Annotated in this window: 8 protein-coding genes and 1 pseudogene; 3 read left to right on the top strand and 6 right to left on the bottom strand. The window is 41.5% G+C overall.

Translation table 11 applies throughout. The features are described 5' to 3' along the window. The first annotated feature begins 601 nt into the window (after positions 1–601). The 3 genes and pseudogenes from tnpA (at position 602) to tnpC (ending at position 2,844) form a co-directional block, all read left to right on the top strand. On the top strand, positions 602–922 hold the full coding sequence (gene tnpA / locus BIZ39_RS19740) for an IS66 family insertion sequence element accessory protein TnpA (protein WP_013784481.1): 321 nt from the start codon (positions 602–604) through the stop codon (positions 920–922). Next, positions 919–1,269, top strand: a complete 351-nt coding sequence (gene tnpB, locus BIZ39_RS19735) for an IS66 family insertion sequence element accessory protein TnpB (protein WP_013784480.1) — start codon at positions 919–921, stop codon at positions 1,267–1,269. Before tnpA ends, tnpB begins: the two co-directional genes overlap by 4 nt. Positions 1,270–1,355: 86 nt before the next feature. After that, positions 1,356–2,844, top strand: a pseudogene (gene tnpC, locus BIZ39_RS19730) (IS66 family transposase). Between the two features lie 168 nt (positions 2,845–3,012). Here tnpC and BIZ39_RS19725 read toward each other — a convergent pair. The 6 genes from BIZ39_RS19725 to BIZ39_RS22665 form a co-directional block, all read right to left on the bottom strand. Further along, a complete protein-coding gene (locus BIZ39_RS19725) occupies positions 3,013–3,375 on the bottom strand; it encodes a DUF4440 domain-containing protein (protein WP_231514349.1) in 363 nt (120 codons plus the stop codon). A 136-nt stretch (positions 3,376–3,511) separates the two neighbouring features. Beyond that, complete coding sequence (locus tag BIZ39_RS19720; RefSeq protein WP_012516902.1) at positions 3,512–3,982, bottom strand: YybH family protein; 471 nt, start codon at positions 3,980–3,982, stop codon at positions 3,512–3,514. A gap of 20 nt (positions 3,983–4,002) precedes the next feature. After that, entirely contained in the window at positions 4,003–4,890 is an 888-nt protein-coding gene (locus BIZ39_RS19715; RefSeq protein WP_012516901.1) for a copper resistance D family protein, read from the bottom strand. Between the two features lie 21 nt (positions 4,891–4,911). Next, positions 4,912–5,265 carry a copper resistance protein CopC gene (locus tag BIZ39_RS19710; protein ID WP_012516900.1) on the bottom strand — a complete coding sequence of 118 codons (354 nt, stop codon included), beginning with the start codon at positions 5,263–5,265 and terminating at the stop codon, positions 4,912–4,914. Positions 5,266–5,356: 91 nt separating this feature from the next. After that, positions 5,357–5,848, bottom strand: a complete 492-nt coding sequence (locus BIZ39_RS19705; RefSeq protein WP_014978038.1) for a DUF411 domain-containing protein — start codon at positions 5,846–5,848, stop codon at positions 5,357–5,359. 104 nt (positions 5,849–5,952) lie between these two features. Next, complete coding sequence (locus BIZ39_RS22665; protein ID WP_152910911.1) at positions 5,953–6,336, bottom strand: CopL family metal-binding regulatory protein; 384 nt, start codon at positions 6,334–6,336, stop codon at positions 5,953–5,955. Positions 6,337–6,820: the final 484 nt, after the last annotated feature.

Here is a 6,820-nt window from a genome sequence, read left to right as displayed (position 1 = left end):
GAAAGTGTTTAGGCTTCAAGCAGCCAGCGATTGTATTTAAAGAAATGGCATTGGCTGCTTGATATTGACGAGTGTCGCACTTCGCAGTTGAATTCGGGGGCCTCTACTTTTGGGTAGTAAAGATGGGTGGATATTAATCGCATATTTTATTTCGTTTGTGGGTACTTTGTATCCGTAATCGGCTACAACAAAGACTGTCTGTTCGTCATTTAAATATCCTTTAAGAGTCACGATACTTGGTTTTTCAGTGGAATAAACAATATTGTATTTACGACAAATTCGTTTGATGAAGCTCGCATTTTCCTGAACATCGTTTATAAAAACGCGTTCAATGTTCAATCTATTTTTAATTAGAAGTGACAAACAATTCGAGAATAAGTCGTTTCCAAAATAAACGATTTTCATATTTCTCTGCACCTTTTGAGAATAGCGTATGTGGAACAAAATGTAGGTTGGGAGGACAAGTGTTTAAGGATTCGATGTTGATTAAAAATCTGTGCAAAAACGAATAATAAGGGTTCATTGTGTCCGTCCGGTAATCCCCACATTCAATTCATAGGTTTTCTACGTCATGGTGCTCTCTTTGTTAAGGAGAATGACCATGGCGCATCATCAACGAAGAGAAGTAGAAGACTGGCTCAATTTATTTGAGCAACAAAAACAAAGTGGACTCACAGCGGTGGCGTTTTGCCGCCAGCAACAGATTAATGTCCAAACCTACTACACCAGGCGACGTGATATTCGTCTTCAGCGTACTCATAGCAAGTTCGTTCACGTCAAACGTGAAGTAACAAAGGTTGAGTCACACACCGATGAGACCGGTGGCGAACTTCTTCTGCAACTTGGGAGCGCTCATCTTAGCGTGCCAACGAATGTTAGCCCTCACTGGCTTGCTACCGTGATGAAGGCACTAGCTGAATGAAGATGTTTGTTGAGCCTGCCGACGTTTATTTATACATGGATATCGTCGACTTTCGTAAATCGATTAATGGCTTGATTGTAGTGGTCGAACAGAACATGGAGCTCAATGCCTTTCGTGATGCGCTGTTTGTGTTTTGCAATAAAAAGCGCGATAAGCTCAAAATACTCTATTGGGATAAAACGGGCTTTGCGCTTTGGTACAAACGTCTCGAGAAGCATCGGTTCAAGTGGCCTGTCGATGCTAACTTACAGCATCTGAATGTAAGTGAACAGCAGTTACAGTGGCTGTTATCAGGCTACGATGTAATAGGCCATCAGCCGTTGCACTACAATGCATCCGGCTTATAACCTGTGATCATAAGTAGCGATTAACGATCACGAAATCGTCTTAATAATGTCGGTAAATCAATGCATTATTACATTATAATAAGACCATGAATATTGATATCGAAAGCTTACCTGATGACCCAGCAACATTGAAAAAGGTGTTGTCGCAGGTGATGTCTCGCTATCAATATCTTGAGGAGCAGTTTCGTATTTCCCAGCATAAACAGTTCGGTCAAAGCGCCGAAGGTCATCCTGGGCAAGGTGAGTTGTTTAATGAAGCGGAAGCGCTTGCTGTTGAATCAGATACGCAAGAAGAAGCCATAAGCTACACGCGTAAAAAGCCCACACGTAAACCGTTACCCAAAGGCCTACCTCGTGAGGTTATCGTTCACGATATTAGCGACGAAGAAAAAGTCTGTGGCTGTTGTGCAGGTGAGCTACATCGCATTGGTGAAGATAAGTCAGAAAAGCTTCAGTTTATTCCTGCTCAGGTCAAAGTGATTGAGCATGTTCGCCCTAAATATGCGTGTCGTACCTGTGAGAAAGACGGTATTAGCAACACAGTAAAACAAGCGCCTGTACCTCACAGCGTTATCCCTAAAGGTTATGCGACCCCAAGTTTATTAAGCCAAATCATTACCAGCAAATATCAGTATGGGTTACCGCTGTATCGACAAGAGTCTATGTTCAAACAGCATGGTATCGAATTAAGTCGTAAAACCATGGCTGACTGGATAATCCGCTGCGCTGAGCTATTTAAACCGCTTTATGACCAGCTCCATCAACATATCCTGAAACAACCGGTTATCGCGGCGGATGAAACCACGCTGAAGGTCGTTGAATCTGAGAAAGTGAATAGCTACATGTGGTTGTACGCCAGTGGCGCTGACTCACCTACCGGTAATATCTCGGGGACAGAGATACCTAATATCGTGCTGTACGACTATCACAATAGTCGCGCTGGGCAATGCGCCGTAGACTTCCTTAAAGGTTACAGCGGCTACTTACAAGTGGATGGCTATCAAGGCTACGAGCAAACGCAAGCCATACTCATTGGTTGCTGGGCACATGCACGCCGTAAGTTCATGGAAGCCAAAAAAGGCGCAGGTAAGAAAGGCAGTGGCAAAGCGGATTGGGCACTCAATCACATCCAAAAACTCTACCGCCTAGAAACCCAGCTAAAAGATAAAACGGTAGAGGTGCGATAAAAAAAGTGTGCCGTTACTGAGCCAGCTTCATATGTGGCTAATGAAATCGGCTCAACAAGTGTTACCCAAAACCAAGTTGGGCGAAGCGATACAATACTGCTTAAACCAATGGAAAAAGCTGGAACGCTATACACTCGGCGGGTTATTGAGTATCGATAATAATCGCGCTGAGCGCGGGATAAAGCCGTTCGTCATAGGTAGAAAAAACTGGCTGTTTAGCCAAACGGCCACGGGCGCCAACGCCAGCGCTGTTCTCTACAGCATCATCGAAACGGCTAAAGCCAACGACCTGAACGTATTCGAGTATGTGATGACTTGCCTTGATGAACTCAGCAAGCCTGACGTCGACATCGAGCAACTGCTACCATGGCAGTTTGCTAAGCGCTAGGTGGAATTATCGGACGCTTACGGTTCATTGGCTGGCGGGAAGCTTAGTTCGTGCCAATATGAAGTGTAAGGCATTTTGGCAATAGGATAGCCGAGATGGTTCTGATCTTGAGCAAACTGGAAAGCTACCGTTGATATTACCAAAGTAGCTTTCAATACATTTATTTCGCTAGTCTTTTGCACGATTTCTACTAGAGGAATGCGTGTGAACTACCAGCCACTCACCGTTAACTTTTTTAAAAAGAAAGGTTTGAAACCCCGTTTTGTTGAAAGTTTTTCCAGACTTCCTAACCTCTCCTTGAACGGTTGTATCAACGAGTGTCCAAGCAAAATCATCTTCTACATGAGTTTGAATGTTAGAAAAATCTAAACTTAAGAAAACTAAGGCATCCTTTTCTGGTTCAACATGATGCTCTATCAAGTCACTTAACCCTACATTCTGTCCGCCAGATTCAAAGTATCTTGCGCCTTTAAAGTCGAAAAAGTGCTTTTTAAAGGGGGCACCGTCTCCATTCTCCCAGCCATATTCAATTTGCTTTATAATGTCTTTTATCTGATCTTTATCAGTTGCATTGTTATCATGAGCGAAAGTGAAAAAAAGATAACAAAGACGAAATGATTATGATTAAAAATTTTTTCATACGAGCTCTCTCGGGTAGTTAATCGAATCAATTTGACCAATGAATATGTTTGATTTTCCACTCTCCTTCGGTGTTGATTAAGACAATTGTTTCCATACTTTGGTAGTCTCTCTCTTCCCCCTTAAACATCCCATTGACCAGAAACCGCGATGCGGAGATTGCTGTGTTGCCCAGAACTTTGACTTGATGCTCCAACGCTTTATTTGTCACTGACGATAGATATTCCATATCTGAATTCATATGATGTTGAGCATATTCATCTGCGCTCCTCTCAACTCCGCCTCCTTCATAAATAGTCACATCATCCGCCAGTAGGCTCTTCGCAGTGATTTTGTCTCCCGTATTAAGCGCGTGATGGAATGCAATAACTATTTTAGCTGCAGGCGTATCTAACCCACTAAACATACCTTTCTCATGATGTTCTTTTTCATGGGCACTAGCAGCAAAACTCATGATTACGGGCATGATAAATAGTAAGACTAATAATTTAATTTTCATTTGAATTTCTCTTCTAAGTTTTATCTTTCGGGACCTACAATACTCGTAAGCCCAGAAGTAATGATTAAAATAGCAACTGCTATTGTTAACTCTAATGAAATGGATTTTGAGAGTGCTTCGCTTCCCGAGCCACTTTTAAGTTTTGGGACTAATTTCAGTTTGTGCCGTATAGCAATAGCTAGAATGCTAGTTACAAGGAACATTTTAACAAGAAGAGTTTGCCCATATATGGAGCTAAATAACCCTTCAAAACTACCTACCAATTGAATAGCTAGCCAAATGCCTGCAGATAATAATAAGGTAACCAATACGGCCGCCTGCGTACCAAACCTATCCATTAATTTATAAAGCTTTTCGTAGCTCTGGTAATGGCAGGAGAGCTTTAACGGAATCAATGCACCAAACCACCAAGCCATAACAAATACGTGAACCATAAGTAGTATTCGAGCAATACTTCCTAATTCAGAAACGTGGCCGGTTAAAGTAAATGTGTACGAGAGAGTGAATAGACACAGCACAAGTAAGCAAGACTTTAACCTTAGGAAAGGTTTAAGAGGTTTAAATTTCAATAAGTAGATAGTTATTAAAGCTACGGCTAACCCCCCCGCACGATACAAGGTGACTTCACCGATAGGAGAACTCAACATTATCTTAAGCATAAAGGGGTCAAGTGCGCCTTGAATTCCCTCTTCTACCATCGCTCCAGTGTTCGCGATAAACCACACTGCATTAGAAATAAACGCAACAAAGACACAAACCTTTACCCATACAGCGCTATAAGATGGCGTTGTATAATTTGTGCTATTATCGTTAATATCTCGCCAGAAAAATGTATATCCAGCTGTGGCCGCGAAACCTAAATAAAACATTAGCTTTGACACTACAATTACAGTGTTCCAGATATACATTTCCACAGCTGAATCCCCTTTTTAGTGCACCATAAATCCAAAACTATCTTTCATCTTGTGCCCATCGGAGCCAAGCATGATGAACTCAACATTGTATGAACCTGGACGTAATTTAGGTAAGGTCCAAGAATAATCCGTTGCAACCTCTTTCGGAGGTTCAAAGCCAAAATCAACTTTTGCACCTTCACTATCTTTTAAAACTACTTTTATTAATCTAACTCCCTTGGTAAAGCTGACTGATAGTTCCATTGGGGCCTCCATCAGCATTGCATTTTTGCTTGGTGTGCTAGATTTAATTTCTATAGCCTCATGTGCTAATGCCACGCTGCTTAGCAGTACACTAAATATTGCAAATGATTTAACAAGTGCTTTCATGATTACCTCTATCTTTGGTTAATATTCGGTTTTTAAAAATTAAAATTGCTTTGATTGTCAAAAGTGCGCATTTATTTGTTTAACTTTGACTTCAATCGAATTGACTGTCGTAGCTTTCTACTTTCGCGTAAGGTTCGTAGCTCCCATCTTGATATATAATGAAAACGGTATAAGGCATAAACTGCTCTGCTACTTCCATTCCGGGTGAACCTACTGGCATAGCTGGAACAGATAACCCGATAGCCTTTGGATGTTCTTCTAACAAGAATCGTTTTATAAACTTAGAAGGGACATGGCCTTCAAATACAAAGCCGTTTTCTGTAACAGCGGTATGGCAAGAGCGAAGATTTGGCGAAATTCCGTATTCGTTCTTGATGTCGCTCAAGTTATGAAAGTCCTTTGTACGTAGTTGAAACCCTTGGTTTTCTAGATGGGTTATCCACTTTTTGCAACATCCACACGATGGTGATTTATAAACTAATAATTCGAAGACGTCGTTTGCGCCATGGTGGATATTTGCCATGGCAATGCTAGGTAGAATTAGCAGTAATACCGCAGCTTGATAGATGATTTTTTTTAACATTTTTGCCTCCAGACAAAGCTGGCACATATAGGTACGCTAGCACCTAGATAATAAACAGGAACTGAAACAAATTGTGCGTTAAATTTGGACGCACTGACCCCGTGTTAGGCAAATATCGGTGGGCGAAAAAGTGAGGATGTTACTGAAACTGGCTGTTGGAAGAACAAGCCAAATGAAGCGTCCGGCACCACTGGGTGTTGAACAGTCATCATGGAAGCTATAAGGACGGGAGCATGAGTACAACCACCTGGTGGGCATGTGCATTCCGAAGTGTTGCAACAATCTTTAATACTAGCGTTCTCCGAACTGCTAGAATCTACTCTCATACCATGGCTCATGTTCGTAGAGCAATTCGATTCAGAATTACTATTGTAATGTTTGTTGTCAATAGCCATTTCAAAACTCATAGTATCTACAGCCATCGCTTGCCCGACGAGGGCAGATAGCACTGTAAACACTAATATTACTTTTGATATGGATTTAAACATTTCTTAAGCATTAAACATAACCAATATGGAGAATAATGGATTTTCGCGAATTGGTAAACAGTTGAGGCTGATTTGTAATTAGAATAGCCCGTTCATCGGCAGAATTTAGGAAATAGTCATGATGAGGGAGATTGCCTACAACCATGCAAATTTTTGGGCGCGTCTCTAACTCTATAATTCAGATACTGCGGTAGAACTTGAACGCTTTAAGTAGCCGCCACAATACTTTCCTTTTGTCCAGTTCCATTAACGTTATAACGGGGGCTAACCAGAAATACTAGAAAATTGAGGAGGCTTGAGGAGCTATATAAATAAACACACCCGATAAATATAAATTCACCGGTAACTTGAAAGAGAAATCAGATATTCTGTTTAAATCGTTGAGGCACAAACTCACTTCAGCGATTTCAACTTAAGCGCCACTCAAGCGCCACTCAAGCGCTGGTCGATAAGTGACTTTCGCCCCGCGGTTATAGATACTCTC

It is taken from the genome of Alteromonas sp. BZK5 (genome assembly GCF_014349115.1).
Taxonomy (GTDB): Bacteria; Pseudomonadota; Gammaproteobacteria; order Enterobacterales; family Alteromonadaceae; genus Alteromonas; species Alteromonas macleodii.
The sequence above is the reverse complement of the archived record's forward strand: the minus strand, read 5'-3'. Positions and strand labels throughout refer to the sequence as shown.

Excerpts from the sequence above, each read along its gene's own strand:
- tnpB (WP_013784480.1), top strand. The coding sequence starts at position 919 with ATGAAGATGTTTGTTGAGCCTGCCGACGTTTATTTATACATGGATATC.
- BIZ39_RS19705 (WP_014978038.1), bottom strand. The coding sequence starts at position 5,848 with ATGTTAAAAAAAATCATCTATCAAGCTGCGGTATTACTGCTAATTCTA.
- BIZ39_RS19710 (WP_012516900.1), bottom strand. The coding sequence starts at position 5,265 with ATGAAAGCACTTGTTAAATCATTTGCAATATTTAGTGTACTGCTAAGC.
- BIZ39_RS19715 (WP_012516901.1), bottom strand. The coding sequence starts at position 4,890 with ATGTATATCTGGAACACTGTAATTGTAGTGTCAAAGCTAATGTTTTAT.
- BIZ39_RS22665 (WP_152910911.1), bottom strand. The coding sequence starts at position 6,336 with ATGTTTAAATCCATATCAAAAGTAATATTAGTGTTTACAGTGCTATCT.
- tnpA (WP_013784481.1), top strand. The coding sequence starts at position 602 with ATGGCGCATCATCAACGAAGAGAAGTAGAAGACTGGCTCAATTTATTT.
- BIZ39_RS19720 (WP_012516902.1), bottom strand. The coding sequence starts at position 3,982 with ATGAAAATTAAATTATTAGTCTTACTATTTATCATGCCCGTAATCATG.